The following is an 18,824-nucleotide window of genomic DNA, read 5'->3' as shown; positions in this document are numbered from 1 at the left end:
TCCTAAAACATGCTTAACCGACGCAATTTTCTGCAGCAGGTCCCTCCCTTGGCCGGTCTCCTTTTGGGGGTGCTTCCTGGCCTGAAAGCGAGCAATCTGGCTACCAAACCGATCCTTCTTCGCTCCTCGTGGCAAACCGCCAACATTGGCGACATCGGGCATACCCCCGGGGTGCTGACGCTGCTCGAAAAATACCTGCCCGGCGTTGAAGTGCGGCTGTGGCCAGTTAATGTGGGTGATGGCGTGGAAGCCATGCTGCGAAAGCGGTTTCCGAAGGTCCCCATTCTTCAGTCGCCCGACGAGGTTGCCCGGGCATTTACCGAATGCGGTTTTTTGCTGCACGGCTCCGGTCCGCAGCTGGTAGCGCGCAAGGACCTGGAACGATGGGTGCAGGAAACCGGTAAACCCTACGGCATCTACGGCATTACGTTTCCCGGCGTTTATGGCTTCCCCGAAGAGCGCAGCAAATTCAATCCGGTCGATATCGGCCTGTTGAGCAAAGCCCGGTTTGCGTATTTCCGCGACTCGGTTTCGCTGGCGTTTGCGAAGAAAAACGGGGTAAACTGCCCCATCATGGAGTTTTGCCCCGATGGCGCTTTTGCCGTCGATGTCCGGAACGATGCGGCTGCCGATGCGTTTTTGCGGGAACATAACCTCGAGCCCGGTAAATTCCTCTGTGCCATTCCCCAATACCGGTTCTCGCCCTGGTGGGAGTTACCTCAGAAAAAACAGGCTCCCAACGATGCCAAACGGGCGTATAACGACAAAATGAAAGAGCAGGACAACGCCCCCATCCGGGAAGCTATCATCCAGGTAGTTCGGCAAACGCCCCTGAAGGTGCTGTTGGTGCCCGAAAACGAAACCCAGGTCCGTATCGGCAAAGAAATGCTCTACGATCCGCTACCGGAAGACGTAAAAAAGAATGTGGTCTGGCGCGATCATTACTGGTTGACCGATGAAGCGGTCAGTACCTATATTCGGTCGGCGGGGTTGTTCGGGCTGGAAATGCACTCGCCCATCATGTGCATTGCCCAGGGTGTTCCGGCGATCGTTTGTCGGTTTGAAGAGCAGACCAGCAAAGGTGCCATGTGGCGCGATGTTGGCCTGGGCGACTGGCTATTCGACATGGATACGCCCGGCGACGTAGCGAAAATCGTTCCGACAGTCCTGGCGATGGCCAAGGACCCCAAAGCGGCTAAAGCGAAAGTAGAGGAGGCCCGTAAATACATCACACAACGTCAGCGTGAAACCATGGCAATTGTAAAAAAGAATCTGGCAGCCTAAAAGACGTTCATCAAAACTATACGCAGACAAAAGAATAAAGAGAATAGACAAGCGATTAACCGACTAAAAATCAACAAGATAAACGACCATCTTTTTTCTTTTGCTCAGTACTGGACATAAAATGTACAACGGAGTGGCACTCCGTTGCCGGACCTGAACAAGCATCGGTTAGTAAAGCCATTACCACAACGGAATACCACGCCGTTGTACAAATGTCCAGTACTGAGTTTCTTTTGTCTAACTGTCTCCTAGAAAAACAAAAACCGCCCCTTTCATCCATCGAGATACGAATTAAGCCCCCTGCAAGACGGATGTGAATGTATGGGCGGTAAACTGGCTCCCCTGATCAGGCCCTGGGCGGTCTGGGGCGGTTTACTAAAAGTGGGGTCTCTATCCTGATTTTGGGTCGGTGCGGAAAAGCTATCATACCGCTGCTCCATGGCTTCCCGGCGGATCAGTATGACGTTTGCTCGTTCTCTTTCCCAATTACATGTACCTGGTTTATTGACCAGAAAAACGCCATAAAATACCTGCAAGCCACCTCGGCCTTCAACGCACAGGAAGGAAATAGGCTGTAAAAAGCAAAAGTAATTTTAAGAATTTGCTTTGAATTTTGAATAAAAATTTTGTTTCAATATTATTGGGTACGTAACCGAAACCAAAAAACAAACATGATATACGGCGTTTGGTCTGAACGGAGAAAGAAGATTTCATCAAGTCTCTTTTCGCACTAGTGCGTCATGAGTAGCAATACGGACGTTTTTCAATTCTTCTAGGTTAAACGGGTTATGGCAAAATCAATCAAGCAATTGTTCAATCGACGGAGCTTTCTTGGGCTGGCCGGTCTATCGACGTCCTCGTTCGTGATGCCGACTTTCCTGAACGGCAACAAAGGTGATATTTCCCTCCCCGTCGCGCAAGAACCTACCCCGGATTACCAGACGCTGCGGGAAGGCGAGGCTTATTTCGATACGAATAAAATGGTGATCTCCGCATACAAGTCCATGCGGTACTACAAAAAGAAAGAGCTTAGCTACCATTATGATCAGATCCGCATTTACCGCATGGAGTGCCCTGATTTTAAATTTGGAATTGATTACAGTGAATATTTCCGAACCCTTGACCACAAAAAAGCAGCCCTGATTTTTCAGGGAAAAATGGAGCCTTCGCTGGATAACAAGTTTCGTTATGAAGACAAGGCCATCAAACTGGGCACGGTTTACTGCTATTGGATTGGTTCCGCTCTGGGCGTACCGGAAGGACCCTTGCCGGTGAAGGCGCGGGACCCGGAAATCTGGTGGCCCTATGAAACGGTTCAGAAACGGGCCGACGAGCTCCAAAAGAAGTTTCCTGCGCTCGTTCAGGTCAATCAAATTGGGGTAACGACCAATAAAAGACCCCTGGTTAGTCTTAAAGTGGGTCAGGGCAAGCGCTGCATTGCCCTGGTTGGGGCCGTCCATGCGGGCGAAGCCGGTCCCGAAATTATTCTTTATGTGCTGGAAAACCTCCTGGAAAACCACCCTGACTTGCTGAAAAAAGTGTCGGTGGTCGCCATTCCGTCGGCGAATCCGGATATGCGGGAGCGGCAGGTGAAAGGAAATCCCTGGTATCTGCGCCGGAATGCGAACCTGGTGGATATCAATCGGAATTTTCCGGCGAATTGGGGGGACGTGGAGACAACCTACGGGTATTCAACGGATGATCCCCAGTCGAATACATACCGTGGGGCCTTTGCGGAGAGCGAAAACGAAACCGTCGCCATCATGCAGTTTATGAAAAGTCACAAACCGGAAGTGATCTTTTCGTACCACTGTTTGGCCAGCATAGCGGGACAAACCTTAGCGGCTTCCAAGGATGGTCTGCAAAGCAAATCCTTTGTCGATCGGAGCAATGCCTATGCCAACACGCTCTGGCAGGGCATGGCTAACCGGGATGCGGCCCAGGAGAAGGTACTCTACCTTTGTACGGCGGGCAGTATGCCGACCTGGAGTTACAAAGAATTAAATACGCCCGCTTTTGATATTGAAGCACCGTTTGAAGCCGCTGATTTAGCCCAGTGTAAAACCGATCAGACCGATCGGGCGCTCTTAAAAAAGTACCAGGAAATGCATTTGCGCGGCATTACGGCCGTTCTCAAAAGCATAACTTTCTGAACCTGGTTATTCCTCAATAAAAATGGAGCTCAATTGAGGTCAATAGGTCTGTTTAAAAACAGGTATTTTATTGAAATCATTTGACCTCATTTGTGCAAGGCTATTTTAATGTAATACAAGCAATTACTTCCTAGTAGGAGTTCTTTTTACGATCAGTACAGACCACTAATTGATTCGATCACCACGAAGTAAGATTTCCTCCTCACACTATTTCCTATTCAATAATTTTCGCATATTCGGTTTTCTCCGAGATATTACCATTCCTTATTGCCATGCGGGAGTCTGGATGGTTGGGCGGGTTTGGCCTGATCGCATCTTTACTGGTTCTTTGGCATGGTGCGGGTTTATTGGCCAGTGCGCAGCAGGCTGCTTTACCAGCGCCTGAGCTACTCACCGACCGCCAGGGCCTGCCGCAGGCATTTGTTCCTGACATCGTCCAGGATCGTCAGGGTTTTATTTGGGCAGCCACACGCGATGGCCTTTGCCGCTACGATGGCAACAGGTTCAAAGTATTTCAACCCACTGCCGGGGGACGACCGTCACTCTCGTCTGCCGGAGTCAGTCGCTTAACCCTCGATTACCGCGGACAAATCTGGATTACGTCCGAATTTGGTGACCTGGACCGATTTGATCCCCGCTCGGAACACTTCAGCAATGTGTCTCAATGGCCCGCTTATCGAAAAGCGATGGGACAACAAAAACTCACTTCCTTCTGTATCGACCACCAGGAACAACTGTGGCTGGTCACGGCCATCTCCAACCGATTACTTCGGCTAGACCTGAAAACCGGCCAAATCACCCGGTTTTATCTCCCCAACCAATCTACTGGAGCGATCTTCGATATCACGGAATCCGCCGATGGTCGAATCTGGTTGGCAACCAGTCAGGGATTTTTGTATTTTGACCGGAAAATCCATCAATTTCGGCCCTACAAACTACCGGGTTCGGAGGTAGCCAGAAGCGCAGAAAATCATGGCTTCAATCAACCCATCTATCGCCTGTTTGCCGCTTCTTCCCGCCACATCTTGCTAGCCGGGCCCCGGCAACTCATCTGGTTACATCCCCGAACGGGGGCGGTTCAGACGTATCCGTTGCCGGATGGTACTCCCGACTGGGTACAGGCTAATTTCACGCAGGATCGCACCGGAAGAATTTACTTCGTGTTTGGAAATGCGCTCGCCCGGTTAACGTTTCCGAAAGGTGTGGAGATCGTGACGCGGCAGCAAGCGTCTGACTATAAAAATTGGGGCACTCGCCTGTGGGTCGACCGGTCGGATGTGTTGTGGGAAGGTACTCGGGGCGGAGGCATTCGGAAATACGACCTGCGGGCCATGCCGTTCCAGACTCAGGCCTATCAGCGTTCGTTTCACGACGACATACTGGGTGAATCGGGGCTGGCCATCCCGGCCGGTGAACGGCCATTGACTATACGGAAAAGCAGTTATGACTTTCGCTATACGGTTGGTAATAAAGGTGATTTTTGGTACAATACGGGCTCCTCCCAGATTCAGCGGGTGGATCTAAAAACAAAGCGGGTTGAACACCGCCCCTTGCCCCAGCCATTTGAAAACCGGGAGTTCGGCGATAAACCGTGTCCGTTGGCGACCGATCCGCATGGGCAGATTTGGGCAATACACGATTCGGTAGCCTGGTTCTACGAGGAACGACAGCATCGCTGGCAAACCGGGCCTTACCGAATTCCGGCGGCACAAATTGGTGTGGTGCTGGTATTTACCATTGATGAAGAAGCCTTTTGGCTGGCCACCGACCAGAAAGGGCTTTGGCGGCTGGATCGAAAATCCGGTCAGCTGCAGCAGTACGCCAATCAACCTCAAGACCCGCAATCGCTGAGTAACAATGCCTTATTTTGCTTGTCGCAGGATCCGAAGGTACCGCACCGGCTCTGGCTGGGTACCTTTGGTGGTGGACTGTGTGCGTTTGACAAACGAACCGGCCGGTTTCGGCGGTTCACCGACCGGGATGGATTGCCGAATAACGTGATTTATTCGGTGATTCCCGACCGGCACGGATCGCTGTGGATGGGGACCAACAAAGGCATTTGTCAACTGGACCTTCGAACTTTCAAAACCAGAACATTTACGCGGGACGATGGCTTGCTGGCCGATGAGTTCAACCGCTTTCACTGGTTATATTTGCCAGGAGCAGTGAGTTTGGGGAATGCCATCCCGGTCGCACAGGCTGCTCCTTCAGGCGAACGCATCGTGATGGGTGGACTCGAGGGGATCACCAGCTTTGATCCAATCCGCCTTACCGAGGATGCCTATGAACCAACCGTCGAGTTGACATCCTTACTGGTGAATAACCAGCCGGTTGATTCGCTACCCACAAAATGGTCGGATGCCAACGGGGAATACGTATCCATTCCGGCGGCTCAGGAACTGGCATTGGCCCACGATCAGAACTACCTGACAGCTGAGTTCGCCGTCATGCAATTTAACCGGCCAACCAAAAACACATACCGCTACCGACTGGAAGGTCTTGATGACCAATGGACGGCAACAAAACGACCCATTGCGGTTTACACCGCCCTGCCACCGGGTCATTACATCCTATGGCTCAATGCGTCGAATACGTCGGGGCACTGGAGCCGGTACATGCGTAAACTGACGGTAATCATCCATCCGCCATTCTGGTCGACCTGGTGGGCTTATCTGTTGTACGCTTTAGGAGCCATTGGGTTGGGCTTGGTGGGCGTACGCGTGTATGCCAACCGGGTGAGACTGAAGCAGTCGCTCGCCTTACAGCAGCGCGAAATTGCGCTCGGTCAGCAGGAAGCCAGACAACTCAGGGATATCAACCAGATGAAGTCGAACTTCTTCGCCAACATTACCCACGAGTTCCGAACGCCGTTGACGCTGATTCTGGGGCCAACCGAGCAAATGGTCAGTGAGAATCCGGAACCGAAAAATTACCGCCGACTGACAACCATCGAACAGAACGCCCATCAGTTGTTGCGACTCATTAACCAGTTGCTGGATCTTTCGAAGCTGGAAGCGAGTGTCATGCCAGTTCATGAGTCGCCCGGTGCACTGTCTGAAAGCATCGCTTACTGGCTACAACCGTTGGCGGAGCAGGCTACCTCGCAGGGACTCACCCTTACCTTTACCTCCGGGGTGGAGGGCACCCACTGGTTTGATGCCGAAAAACTGGAACGCATCGTTTCCAACCTGACGGCCAACGCCCTGAAATTTACAACAGCGGGCAGCATCCACCTTTCGCTGATGCCCGCACCTGAGGGGATACGCCTAACGATTTCCGACACTGGCTCAGGTATATCACCGGAACAGCTACCGCACATTTTTGACCGGTTTTATCAGGTAAAGCCGTCGGCCAGTGAAAAGGGAACCCCTTCCAAGCTCCGGCAGGGGACGGGGATCGGGCTGGCGCTGGTAAAGGATCTGGTCAACTTACAGGGTGGGCGAATTTCGGTGACCAGTGTAGTCAATCAGGGGACCACTTTTGTGGTGGATTTACCCTTTCGTCGCGTAGCTGAATCCGCTTCGGCCGGCGAGGTAGCTAACCTGAACGGTATCCATGAGGAACAATGGGGGAAGGCGGATGACGAAGCCGCATCGGCGGACCGTCCGCGAATCCTGATCGTGGAGGATAACGACGAATTAGCCCTCTTCCTCCTTGATAGTCTGCCTCCAACCTACCGTCTTCGCCGGGCGGTTGATGGGCGTGATGGATTGGAGCAGGCGCAGGAATACCAGCCCGACCTGATCATTTCCGATGTGCTTATGCCCCGGATGGATGGTTTTGCGCTGTGTGGCCACCTGAAAACCGACCTTCGCACCAGCCACATTCCGGTGATTCTGCTCACCGCCAAAACCTCGACCGAAAACCGGCTGGAAGGGCTTTCGCAGGGAGCCGACGATTACCTGACTAAACCCTTCCAGGTGCGGGAGCTTCACCTGCGGGTTCGTAACCAACTTGACAGCAAACGACGGCAGCGCGACTGGGTGCGGACCAGTCTGACCCAACCCGGAACGAATGCAACTCCGTCAGTTAGTCCCCCTATAGACCCGTTTCTGGACCAACTCTACGCATTGATCGAATCCCATTTAGACGACCCGATGTTTAACGTGGAAAGTCTGGTCACGGCGCTGGGCATGAGCCGTTCCAGTCTTTTTCGAAAAGTCAAATCCTTAGCGGATCTATCGGTCAATGAATTAGTTCGCAACTACCGACTGAAACGAGCCGCCCAACTCCTGCGCGAAGGCCATGCCATTACCGAGACGGCTTACCGGGTTGGCTTCGACAGCCCATCCTATTTTTCAAAATGCTTTCGGGAACTCTACCAGCTAACTCCCCGTGAGTTTATCGCGCAGGGCTGATCGTTCAGGTGAGAATGCGGCATTTGATAGCCTGCTGCACAACCTTTGACCGATTTTTTATAGTATTTGGCCTATTCATTATGGTCCCGCCCGGCTGGAATGAACAAGTTTGTGAGCGTCAAGTCCGTCCGGGCTTGACGCTCCAAATCGTTCTATTCCAGTCATTCTTATGTTTGCACGTACCCTCGAAGGTGGCTTACGGGCCGAAGCCCTAAGCGATGCTACTACCTACTTTCGGTTGAGTATCGGACCCGCCCTGCGTCAACAGCCGGGCTTTCTGCATGGTCAGTTGCTGGCCAATTCGGCGACTAATCAGTGTATGTTGCTGATGATTTGGGAGACCCAGGCCGACCGGCAGGCGGCTGACGCCAACCGATTGCTACAGACTCTTTTGGGGCACCTGCAACACTACTGTATCCAACCCCTGGTACCCGCTGATTATGAACTAAATGCGCAGGTTAGCTGAGGTCAGGTAAACCGGTAACCGACGCATTTTCCACATTTAGGCCAGGTATCTAATCAAGTAATAAACGCATGAAACTTTTGATCCGCACCATCCTGCTGCCTGTTGTTTTCCTAATTGGGGGAAACGGCCGGCTGGTCTGTGCCCAGTCCGCCGAGATTGATAGCCTGAAACGGCAATTGGCCCATCAACCCGCCGACACCAATCGGGTTCGGTTGCTGAACCAGTTGGGGCGTCTTTATTTAGACATCAAACCCGATACCACCTACCGACTCGCCCAACAGGCTTACCAGCTCGCGCAGGAACTGGACGACAAGCCGGGCCGGGCACGGGGACTAAGTATAATGGGCAGCAGCCTGGCCAGCCTGGGCGACTATCCGAAAGCCATCCGTAGTTTTCAGCAATCCTTACAGATTAGCCGCTCCATCCACGATTTGACGGCTACGTACCGAACACTTAACAACATGGCGGCTCCCTATCAGGATCAGAAGGATCATCGACAGGCGTTACGTCTGCTCCAGGAAGCCCAGCGTATTTTTGAACTGGTTCATCGGAACGATTCCCAACGGGACGCCCATAGTTATGCTACCCTGTATGGCAATTTGGGAGAAGCCTTTCTAAAGATCGACCAGTTGGATTCGGCGGACTACTACTTGCGTCAGGCCCTCCCCTTGTCGGAGCAGCAAGGCGGCCGAATCGTTCTGGAACACAATCTCTACCAGTTGGGCGATTTGCAGTTGAAACGTCATGATACAACCGCTGCCCTGGCCTACTACCGCCGGGGCCTGGTGGCGGCCCGGGAAAGTAACACAACGGTTATCCTGGCCGACATCTATTTGCGCATCGCTACCGTCTACCAGGCAAAGGGGCCGATTGATTCCTGCATTGTCAACGCCCGCCGGGCCCTCTTAGCCGGGCAGCAAAGCGGTTATTTAAATGTCATTCTTTCCACCAGTGAACTCCTTACAAAGCTCTATGAGGGACGTGATAACACCCAGGCGTTGCGCTATTATAAAGTAGCCGTTGCGGCTAAAGACAGTCTTTTCAGTCAGGAAAAACTCAAGCAACTCCTCACCCTGGGCTTTGAGGAACAGCAACGTCGGCAGGAACAGGCGGCAACAGCGGCTTTGTACCAAAACCGCATCCGACTGTACGGGCTCTCGGGCCTGGTGGCCGTGGTGGTGCTGGTAGCGGGGTTACTTTGGCGGAACAACCAGCGTCAACGGCGAAGCAATCAGTTGCTGACGCTTCAAAAAACCGAACTTGATCAGCAGCGTAGCAAAGCCGAGCAGGCGCTGCGCGAGCTCCAGACGACGCAGAACCAGCTCATTCAAAAGGAAAAAATGGCCTCCCTGGGTGAACTTACGGCAGGTATTGCCCACGAAATACAGAACCCGCTCAACTTTGTCAACAATTTCGCCGAGGTGGGTACGGAACTGGTTGACGAGTTTCGGGAGGACATGGTCCCGCAGCTTCTCCCAGCTCAAAAGGAACTGGCCGGCGCATTCCTGGAAGACCTCAGTCAAAGCCTGAACAAAATAGCCCACCACGGCCGCCGGGCCGATGCAATCGTGAAAGGCATGCTGGCGCACAGCAGGGCCACTACGGGTACCAGGGAGCCGACCAATCTCAATGCACTGGCGAACGAATACCTCCAGCTGGCCTGTCAGGGAATGCGGACAAAAGACAAAAATCCCGTTGACGTGACCATTCACACTGATTTCGAGGAGGGGCTAAGGCCGGTAATGGTGATTCCCCAGGACATTGGACGGGTACTGCTGAACGTGTATAACAACGCCTTTTATGCCGTTCAGGAAAAGAAAAACCGCCTGCCGACGACGGAAAGCTACCAGCCAACGGTCTGGCTTCGGACCTGGCAGGAGGCTGATCAGGTGATCATTGAGGTGCACGATAACGGCATGGGGATTCCTGAATCCGCGATAGAAAAGGTCTTCCAGCCATTTTTCACGACCAAGCCGACCGGCGAAGGAACCGGTCTGGGACTATCGCTCAGTTATGACCTGGTGACGAAAGGTCATGGCGGCAAACTTTCGGTGGTTTCTGAGCCGGGGCAGTTTACCCGGATGCAAATCGCCCTGCCGTTGGGCCTGATCCCGCAACCCGCGTAAGTCAATTTCCTCATTAATGGCCTGCTGACCCATTTTTGATAGTATTTGGAACATTTTTTATAGTCCTGTCGGGCCGGTTCAGCCCACATTTGTGAACACATACCTAATCCATTCGCTTATGAACTCTTTTCTACTTCCAGGCAGTTTATCGGCCCAATCGTTCAGGCAATCAGTCAGGGGCCGCAGGCTGCTGTTGCTCCTGCTTTTTTATTGTGGACTGCTCACAATGGCCTACGCTCAGTGTCCAACGGGGGATGTAGTATTAAGTTCCCAGGAAAAGATCGATGCATTTCCGGCCGGGTGCACCAATTTGCCGGGTTCATTAAACATTTTTGGTGATGATGTCAGCAGCCTGAGCGCACTGAGTGGTTTGCAAAGCATCGGAGGGTATCTGAGTATAGGTGAAACACCGGGCCTGGTCAACCTGACCGGGCTGGACAACCTCACGGCCGTCGGGGGGGATTTTTTTATTCTGGGAAATGCTTCACTCAAGAGCCTGACGGGCCTGGGTAAGTTGATTCGCATTGAAGGCGTGGCGAGAATCACAGCCAATCCTCAACTCACCAATCTAACGGGGCTGGACAACCTCACGGCTGTTGGGGGATACCTTGGAATTGATAATAATGATTTATTAAATAGCCTGACCGCCCTGGAAAAGTTGAAAAGCCTTAAGTCGCTGGATATTAGTTATAATCCGAAGCTCAGTAGCCTGACGGGGCTGGAAAACCTGAGCACGGTTACCGAATACCTGACCATTAGTAGCAATGATGTTCTCAATAACCTGACTGCCCTGAGCAAACTCACCAGCCTTGGCGGTCTGGGTGTTGTTAACAATCCTCAGCTCATCAGCCTGACTGGTCTCGATAATATTACCACTCTCACCAAAGGAAGCCTGTTAATCACGAGCAACGAGAGGCTCACCAGCCTCAGCGCGCTGAGCAAATTGACCCGTATGGATATGGATCCAGTTTCTGTAATCTATTCAATAACTATCGACAACAGTCCCGGACTCACCAACCTGACGGGGCTGGACAACCTGGTGGATTTCCAGGGTGATCTTTATATCACTAAAAACGATAACCTGGTTAGCCTGGCCGCCCTGAGCAAGCTCACCACCCTCCGGAGAATAGGAATGGATAGAAATCCCAAACTGAGCAGTCTGGCAGGACTCGACCGGGTGACAACTGTAACAGGGAACCTATCTTTAGAGAGCAACGCTGCTTTGAACAGTCTGAAAGGACTGAGTAGTCTAACCCGCATTGAGCTCAATTTAACCATCAAAGACAACCCCCAACTGAGCGAATGCGCTATCGATGCCATCTGCCGCTATTTAGCCTCTCCGCCGGGCGAAGTGACCATCTCGAACAACGCTCCTGGTTGCAACTCAGTCGACGATGTTCAGGCCAATTGCCTATCCATCACCCAGCAGCCGACCAGTTCTTCGACCGTTTGCGCAGGCTCAGCCGTGGCCGTCTCCGTCAGTGCTATCGGAGATATTCGAGGCTATCAGTGGTATAAGGATGGCGGAGTAGTCAGTGGGCAGACCTCGGCTACGCTCACCCTACCCGCCACCACCACGGCCAGTGCAGGTTCCTACGTGGTGGTGGTCAGTAGTTTGGTCAGCAGCCTGACTTCCACAGCCTTCAACCTGACAGTCAGCCCCGGCCCGGCAGCTCCGGTACTCAGTGTAGCCGCTACCCTACCCATCCTGCAAAATACGCCCTTTGTAACGGCGAACATCACGGGCTGTGACGGCGGCACGGTCGATTGGAAGGGCAGTAATGGTCAGACGGGAAGCGGCTCGGTCATCAGTGTTCCCACCGCGATAGTCACATCGATCGTCTACTCGGCAACCTGCACGACGGGCCGTTGTGCTTCACCGCCCGGCAGCACGACCGTCACCATCAGTCCACCACTGGTCAGCGGCAGCTTCGACGGTTTTGTCAATGGGGCGGATTGCAGCACGTTTCGGGGCTGGGCCTGGGATCGCAACAAAGTGAATACTCCGGTTTCGGTCGATATTCTCGACGGACCTACCGTCATCGCGTCGTTTCTAGCCGATGTGTTCCGGCAGGATTTGCAAACGGCGGGCAAGGGCAACGGCAAACACGCCTTCAGCTATGCCATCCCCGATCTGATCAAGGACGGACTGGCTCACAACCTCTCCGCCCGCGTCAGTGGCAGCAGCTTTATTCTGAAAGATTCGCCCAAATCACTGATCTGTCAGGGTACCGGAACGCCCAGCAATAAAGCCCCGGTTCCACCTTCGCCTACCGTGTTGATCGCTCCTCTAGCTGCTCAGGTTGGAGTGCCCTTCTCCGGTACCCTGGTCGCCTTCACTGATCCCGAAGGACAGCCGTTGACTTACACCCTAAGCGGTTTGCCCGACGGTTTGTCGATTAACATGACCAGCCGGTTGATCTCGGGAACCCCCACCGTTGCGGGCACATTTGTGCTGGCTTACTCGGCCAGCGATGGGGTGCTGACCAACTCAGTGAGCTTTCCGCTGACGGTCAACCCGGCCTCCACCACCACCGTCACCGGGGATTTTGAGGGCTATCTGGATAAACTGGATTGTGGCGGCATCCGCGGCTGGGTGTGGGATCGCAAAAAGCCCAACACGCCACTGACGGTCGAATTTTATCTGGATGGTCCGGGAACGGTATTGGGCAGTACCGTGGCCAATATTTACCGCCCCGATTTGAAAGACGCCGGAAAAGGCAACGGATCACATGCCTACAATTTCAGCCCGCCGGGGAGTGTGACCAACGGGACAGTCGTCCGGGCTCGGGTGCTCGGCAGTACCTACGAGTTGAAAGGCTCGCCCAGGGCGTATCAATGTGCCCCGGCACGGCTATCGGCCGAAACCGGTTCACCGCTTCAGGTGACGGTGCTGGGCAATCCAATCCGTGATCAGCTGGTCGTTGAGGTGCGGGGCGTGGAAGGACAGCCGCTAGGCCTACAGCTGACGGATCTGAGTGGTCGGCGGGTGAAGGAGTGTCAGATCGAGCAGGCGGGTGCGGTGGAGCGCCAGACGCTGAGTGTGGGTTCTGTGGCTTCGGGTCTGCTGGTGCTGCGGGTTAGCAGCGGTCAACAATCCGTTACTCTGAAGGTGCTTAAACCCTGAGGTGCTCAAGCGGTGAAATCCGCTTTCTGACTGAACTCGAATAAATGGAAATGAACCGACAGTCCCGTGAAGTTTTGCTGGACTGGCGGTTTTCTTTCATCGGAAAGGGGAGAAAGGGCATCGGACCCGATTCGCAAATCATAGCTTTTTGACCCTATTATGTCTGAAAAGAGAAATTGTGCCCAATTCGGGTCAGCGGGTCCGTTCAAAAAAGACTCTACATGCCTTTAAACAGGATCCAATTTTAAGGTTAAAATTCTGTGTTTGCCGTCCATAGAAATCAGATGGAAGTGCTGATTATAATCGGGTAAGGAATCTTATGGGTAAGCTTCGCCGATCGGCCTAGTATGGTGCGGAATACTATCGATCAATGGAACAACCCTTAAAGCTCACTGGACAGGCTAACCGATAAACAGCTGATAGACCGATATTTCGTGAACTCAATACCGGGGGCGACATAGCCCGGTTTGATCGGTTCCTGCCGAACCGGGTCCGTGCTCAGGTATTTTTTATGGCTGTCACACAAAACAGTTACCACCCGGGCTTTGGGACCCATTTTCCGTTGTAACTTGATGCGGTCTTTCATGCTGCCGGTCAGGTTGTAATGCTCACATGTTACGTAAAGTGAACGGGGCTGTCCCTGATCCGTATAGTATAATTCCAGCATGGGCGTGTTGCCAACCAACTTCCAAAGTTGTTCTAGCTTATCCTCGACATCGGCTGTCAGGGTTGTTTCTGGTGCTAAAATCATGTGAGGGGAGATTTATTTGGACGGGACAACGTAAAAAATTGGACAGGTAAACGGACCTCCTAGGCCCGGCTTTTCGTATTGAGCAGGTATTGATAGTTGATTGTCAAATTTTGCATGCAACCGGCTATGGGTAAACCATCAAAAGCCTTTACGGGTAAGTCAATGCGAGTGCCATCATCATCCATCAGGAAAGCGGATACCAGAACGTTGCCAATGGAAATAAAGCTATTCAATACGTCCATGAGTGTTTCAAATTCTGCACTACAAACACAGGGAAGATCGGAAGCCTGAAGGGTAAAATGAAGGGTCATGGCAGTAGAAAGTTAGGGTAGAGAGTCGGTCACAAACCTAGGGGAAGAAACAGAAACGTACGATAACGCCTGTTCCAAATAACATAACGCCTGTTCCAATTGCGATGAAAAGTGGCAAATGGGTGGTAGTTACAGGGCTAAAATAGGCGGGAAAGATGATTAGGGCTGTGCGGCAAATTCGCTGGGGGTAAGCTGATAGAGTTCCCGGAAACATTTGCTGAAGTAAGCGGGACTCTCAAAACCAACTTCATAGGCTGTTTGATTGACACTCTGCCCGGTTCGCAATAGTTGGGCGGCCCGTTTGAGCCGGTAATTTCGCAACAGATCATTCGCCGACAGATCGGTCAACGCTTTTACCTTCCGAAACAGGCTGGTTCGGCTCAGGCCCAGTTCCAGCATCATCTGCTCAATGCCAAACCGGGGGTCACTCAGATTCGATTCCAGCAACTCATACAACCGGTTCAGAAAAGGATCTGCCGGCTCTGTGGCCGGACGGGAATCCGACGGATTTGGATTGGCCAGACTGGCCCGCACCCACTCACGCTGCCGTTGTTTGCTTACCAGCTGGTTGCGCACCCGAAGCTGGAGTTCGGACACCTGAAACGGTTTGGTCAGGTAATCATCCGCCCCCTGTGACAAGCCCTCGATCCGACTGTCGACGGAGGCTTTGGCCGTCAGCAGAATAACCGGGATATGACTGGTCCGCAGGTCGGTTTTCAGCCGGTCGCAGAGGGTAAAACCATCCATCCCCGGCATCATCACATCCGATATAATCAGGTCCGGCAGGTACTCCAGGGCTTGCTCCAGCCCATCGAGTCCGTTGACGGCTTTGCGAATGCGGTAGTGCAGGGGCAGGCTGTTGGCAATAAACTGAGCCAGTTCGTCATTATCTTCCACGATCAGCACCCGGGATTCATTGGATTCGTCTAAAGCAGTCCAGACCGGAGTGGTGACTTCCCGGCTCGCCGGGATAACCACTTCCGGCATAACGGCTACCGAATCTGCCTGTCGGTAAGGTAACTCAACCACAAACGTGGTGCCCTGGTCTACCAGGCTCTCGACGGAAATTTGCCCGCCCTGCAATTGTACCAATTCATGAACGAGCGCCAGACCGATTCCCGTGCCCGGGGGCGTGGCCGGATTGGACTGATCAACCGAGCCCGGTCGGCCTGTCCCAGCGGGGAACCGCGCATCACCAACCGATCGCGGCCCGACCGATTGCGGCCCGACTTGATAAAAGCGGTCGAAAATATGAGGAAGATGCTCGGCTGAAATGCCCATGCCTGTATCGGCAACAGTTAGTCGGATATGCCCCGAAGCGGTTTCTAACGACACCTGAATGGAACCGTTTTTCGTAAATTTCAGGGCGTTGGCCGTCAGATTATAGACAATGCGTTCGAGCTTTTCGGCATCGAACCAATACTCTCCCGTGACTTCAGAACGGAATACCAGGCTCAATCCCTGGCTCGTGGCCTGATCACGAAGGGGTTGCAACCAGTGCCGGATGAATTCCGTCAGGTTCCCTCTGGACTCGTGAATGGACATGACACTCGCTTCCAGCTTGGATAGATCCAGGAGTTGATTGATCAGCCGTAAGAGTTGATGGGCATTCTGTTCAATGGTTTGCAATAAACGTCGACGGTTTTTAGGCTCCGTTTCTTGGCTCATCAGCTGTTCGGTCGGCCCCAGGATCAGCGTCAACGGCGTGCGAAACTCGTGGGTGATGTTAGTAAAGAAGTTGGTTTTAATCGCATCGACGGCCCGCAGCTGTTCGGATTCCTTCTGCCGCAGTTCAATAGCCTGATTTAATCGCAGCCGATTCAGGTAGATTTGCAGCAGGCCCAGGACAACGCCCAGACCCAGTAGAAAATACAGACCAAAAGCCCACCAGGTTTCCCAGAACGGTGGCAAAATCGTAATAGCCAGCATACGAACATGGCGACTCCACCGACCCGAAGTGTTGGACGCATTCAGCAACAATACGTAATCGCCCGCGGGCAGGTTGGTATAAATGGCTTCGGGTCTGTCAACCTGTTTCCAGTCGGTTTCCAGTCCTTTTAACCGGTAGCGATACCGGTTTTTGCCCGGCTGATTGAATTGCAGGGCGGCAAACTGAACCGTGAGGTAGTTCTGATTATAGGCCAACGTAAGTTGATTCGTGGCCTGTATGGGTAACGTACCGAGTATCGATCGGTTTGCGGCAGAAGCGGTATCGGGATCAACCATTCCCGGAATATCCGGCTGAATGATCTGGTTGTTGATTTGCAGTTCGGTCAGCTCAACGACGGGTTCAAATGCATCCTGACCGATCTGCCGGGGATCAAACCTGGTGAAGCCTTCCAGTCCGCCCATCAGGATTTTCCCATCCGGAAACTGGACGTAGTGGTAGCTATTGAACTCATCGGCCATGATGCCGTCATCCCGCGTAAAGGTCTCAGTCCTGAAGGTCCGGCGGTTCATCCGGCAGAGTCCTTTATTGGTTCCCATCCACAGATACCCCTGCCGATCCGCTTTCACCGAGTACACTACGTTGTTGGGCAGGCCATTGGATTTGGTAAACCGGAGGACCCGACCGGTTTTTTTATCGAAGAGACAAAGCCCATTGCCAAAGGTCCCGATCCATAGGCGATTGGGATCGTCGGGGTCGGCCGAAATACTGTAGAGTGAGTTGCTACTGAGGGAAGCCCGATCGCCCGGCCGGTTGACAAATTGGTGCAGCTGGCCGTTCCGGCGGTTCATCCGCCAAAGTCCACCTGACCGGCTGGCCAGCCAGAGAAACTGGTTATCCACCACAAGTTCCGTAATGGGATTTGTGCTTTGACCGGAAATGGGGTATGGGAAAGCCGTCCAATGTTGTTTCAGCTCATCGAACCAATACGCCGTGGTGTCATAAACCGCCCAAACGCGCCCCTGGGGGTCGGTCGTCAGCGGACAGGGAATGTACCCGGGGGCATTCCAGCGAAAGGTAACAGGTAGCGGCAACCGCTCGGCCTGACGGGTTTTACGATCCAGGCGGTAGAGATCCGACGTGCCCACATTAAACCAGAACCGGCCCGAAGAATCGAAGGCGGAGCGAAAATTATAGCTGCTCAGGCCACTCAGTGTCGCCTTGATCACCCGCCAAACGGGTGGCAAACCCAGCGAGTCGTTCGTGAGTAGGTCCTGGTAAAAATTACGGCTATACCGGCGCGTCTGGAAAGGCAAGGGTTGCAGATTGTAGGTGCGGATGCCCGAACCGGCGGTACCGATCCATAATACATTCGTGCAATCGACGAACAAACTGCTACACCCGTCGTTCAGCTGATTCCAGCGGCCCAAGACCTGGACCCCTTGCTGGTCGGTAAACCGAAACAGGGTGTTAAACTGGTCGAAGTAGACGGCTCCCTGCCGGTCCATGGTTATCCTGTGACCATCCACGTGGTTTCCCTGGGCGGGCATGCGGTACGAGCGTAACTGGCCCGTCCGGGGCTGAAGCAACGTCAGATACCGTCGGGATAGGGCCATAATCTCTCCGGTTGGCCGGCTATAGACCCGGTAAACCGTATCCTCGGGCAGCGATTGAGGATTTCCGGGTTGGTGTTGCAGGTCAACAAAGCTGCGCGTGGCTTCGTCGAACCGATTCAGCCCCTTTGCCGTAGCTAGCCAGATTTGCCCATCGGCTGCTTCTACCACATCCGTTACGTAATTACTACGAAGTGATCCGGGCTGATCAGGCTGGTGGCGAAACCACTGGCCCTTGTTTTTTTTAAGATCCCAACAAATGACGCCATCGCCAAGCGATATCAGCCAAAGCCGATCCTGTCGATCGGTCCGCAACGAATAGGCTATTTTAATTTTTGTAAGCCGGCGAAAGGCAGCTTGCCGGGACAGATTGACAAATGTTTCGCTTCGGGGATCGAATTGGTCGATATCGCCCTGTTCAGAAACGATCCAGATTTTCCCGTGGTGGTCCAGCTCGATTTGATTCAGTCCGGCAAAGGAGAGCGATGGTCGCCCGTCGGGATCGGGCTGGAAAACTTTGAACCGTTGCCCATCGTAGCGGCAGAGTCCATCGCGGGTGGCGACCCAGATGAAGCCCTGTTTATCCTGAAGAATAGAAGGCACAAAGGCCTGGGGCAATCCCTGGCGATCAGTAATCACTCCGGGTTGGGGCAGGCGAAAAGATTGCGCCAAAAGCCAATCCGATGGGGTCAGCAGACTCAGCAGAAAGACAAAAATTCGAACGAACGACGGTATATGAACAGGCAA

At 53.2% G+C, this 18,824-nt stretch carries 9 protein-coding genes; 6 read left to right on the top strand and 3 right to left on the bottom strand.

Features of this window, described 5'->3' with window-relative positions:
• The first annotated feature begins 9 nt into the window (after positions 1-9).
• From EHT25_RS31185 to EHT25_RS31160, 6 genes are all read left to right on the top strand, one after another.
• Entirely contained in the window at positions 10-1,284 is a 1,275-nt protein-coding gene (locus EHT25_RS31185; RefSeq protein WP_124879370.1) for a polysaccharide pyruvyl transferase family protein, read from the top strand.
• Between the two features lie 788 nt (positions 1,285-2,072).
• A complete protein-coding gene (locus EHT25_RS31180) occupies positions 2,073-3,437 on the top strand; it encodes a M14 family metallopeptidase (RefSeq protein ID WP_124879369.1) in 1,365 nt (454 codons plus the stop codon).
• Positions 3,438-3,709: 272 nt separating this feature from the next.
• The gene (locus EHT25_RS31175; protein WP_124879368.1) at positions 3,710-7,795 is read left to right on the top strand and encodes an ATP-binding protein; all 4,086 of its coding nucleotides are present in this window, start codon (positions 3,710-3,712) and stop codon (positions 7,793-7,795) included.
• 169 nt (positions 7,796-7,964) lie between these two features.
• Positions 7,965-8,261, top strand: a complete 297-nt coding sequence (locus EHT25_RS31170; RefSeq protein ID WP_124879367.1) for an antibiotic biosynthesis monooxygenase family protein — start codon at positions 7,965-7,967, stop codon at positions 8,259-8,261.
• 68 nt (positions 8,262-8,329) lie between these two features.
• Positions 8,330-10,387: a tetratricopeptide repeat-containing sensor histidine kinase gene (locus EHT25_RS31165; RefSeq protein ID WP_124879366.1), complete on the top strand. Its 2,058-nt coding sequence runs from the start codon at positions 8,330-8,332 to the stop codon at positions 10,385-10,387.
• A gap of 118 nt (positions 10,388-10,505) precedes the next feature.
• A complete protein-coding gene (locus tag EHT25_RS31160) occupies positions 10,506-13,514 on the top strand; it encodes a putative Ig domain-containing protein (protein WP_124879365.1) in 3,009 nt (1,002 codons plus the stop codon).
• Between the two features lie 382 nt (positions 13,515-13,896).
• Here the strand turns inward: EHT25_RS31160 and EHT25_RS31155 are convergent, their stop codons facing one another.
• The 3 genes from EHT25_RS31155 to EHT25_RS31145 form a co-directional block, all read right to left on the bottom strand.
• Positions 13,897-14,265, bottom strand: coding sequence for a hypothetical protein (locus EHT25_RS31155; protein WP_124879364.1), 369 nt, complete (start codon positions 14,263-14,265; stop codon positions 13,897-13,899).
• Between the two features lie 59 nt (positions 14,266-14,324).
• The gene (locus EHT25_RS31150) at positions 14,325-14,576 is read right to left on the bottom strand and encodes a hypothetical protein (protein ID WP_124879363.1); all 252 of its coding nucleotides are present in this window, start codon (positions 14,574-14,576) and stop codon (positions 14,325-14,327) included.
• A 159-nt stretch (positions 14,577-14,735) separates the two neighbouring features.
• Positions 14,736-18,824: a hybrid sensor histidine kinase/response regulator transcription factor gene (locus tag EHT25_RS31145; protein ID WP_124879362.1), complete on the bottom strand. Its 4,089-nt coding sequence runs from the start codon at positions 18,822-18,824 to the stop codon at positions 14,736-14,738.

Origin of the sequence: Larkinella rosea, from assembly GCF_003858635.1 — a bacterium.
Lineage (GTDB): Bacteria > Bacteroidota > Bacteroidia > Cytophagales > Spirosomataceae > Larkinella > Larkinella rosea.
The sequence above is the reverse complement of the archived record's forward strand: the minus strand, read 5'-3'. Positions and strand labels throughout refer to the sequence as shown.

Bases quoted from the DNA above. Each gene is read 5' to 3' on its own strand.
- EHT25_RS31155 (WP_124879364.1), bottom strand. From the start codon at position 14,265: ATGATTTTAGCACCAGAAACAACCCTGACAGCCGATGTCGAGGATAAG.
- EHT25_RS31180 (WP_124879369.1), top strand. From the start codon at position 2,073: ATGGCAAAATCAATCAAGCAATTGTTCAATCGACGGAGCTTTCTTGGG.
- EHT25_RS31170 (WP_124879367.1), top strand. From the start codon at position 7,965: ATGTTTGCACGTACCCTCGAAGGTGGCTTACGGGCCGAAGCCCTAAGC.
- EHT25_RS31175 (WP_124879368.1), top strand. From the start codon at position 3,710: ATGCGGGAGTCTGGATGGTTGGGCGGGTTTGGCCTGATCGCATCTTTA.
- EHT25_RS31160 (WP_124879365.1), top strand. From the start codon at position 10,506: ATGAACTCTTTTCTACTTCCAGGCAGTTTATCGGCCCAATCGTTCAGG.
- EHT25_RS31165 (WP_124879366.1), top strand. From the start codon at position 8,330: ATGAAACTTTTGATCCGCACCATCCTGCTGCCTGTTGTTTTCCTAATT.
- EHT25_RS31185 (WP_124879370.1), top strand. From the start codon at position 10: ATGCTTAACCGACGCAATTTTCTGCAGCAGGTCCCTCCCTTGGCCGGT.
- EHT25_RS31150 (WP_124879363.1), bottom strand. From the start codon at position 14,576: ATGACCCTTCATTTTACCCTTCAGGCTTCCGATCTTCCCTGTGTTTGT.